A 411-nucleotide genomic window follows, 5' to 3' on the forward strand; every position below is an offset into this window, starting at 1 on the left:
CACGAGAAGGTCTTTGATGAAGACAGGTCATACATCGACCAGCACTACGATTTGCGCGAGACCTGCGTCCTGACCGGCAGTGATAATGGGTCTGGTTATAGTCCTAAGGCGTTCAAGGAGTTGGTCCCGGGCGCCGCTAGGTGGGCGCACGTGCTAGACGGCTACCACCTGAATCGCAAGCTCAAGGAGCGGTTCAGTATGATGCCACGTGATCTGCAAGACCTACTCCGCAAGTCAGTTTGGACTGGCAACAAGGCCAGAACAGAGATGGTCTTGGATACCGCGGAAAGCATGGTTCAAGACACCGATTCAGGGGACTCAATGCGCAGTGAATGGCTCGATAATCTCACCAAGCTTCGGCGCTATCTTGACCGAAATTGGCCTTACATCGAGGCACTTTCGAATCGACAA

At 53.5% G+C, this 411-nt stretch carries 1 pseudogene; it reads left to right on the plus strand.

Annotated features, from left to right (window positions below):
- Positions 1 to 411, plus strand: a pseudogene (locus tag FD01_RS15400) (ISLre2-like element ISLca4 family transposase); the annotation flags it as partial.

Origin of the sequence: Lacticaseibacillus manihotivorans DSM 13343 = JCM 12514, from assembly GCF_001435035.1 — a bacterium.
GTDB lineage: Bacteria > Bacillota > Bacilli > Lactobacillales > Lactobacillaceae > Lacticaseibacillus > Lacticaseibacillus manihotivorans.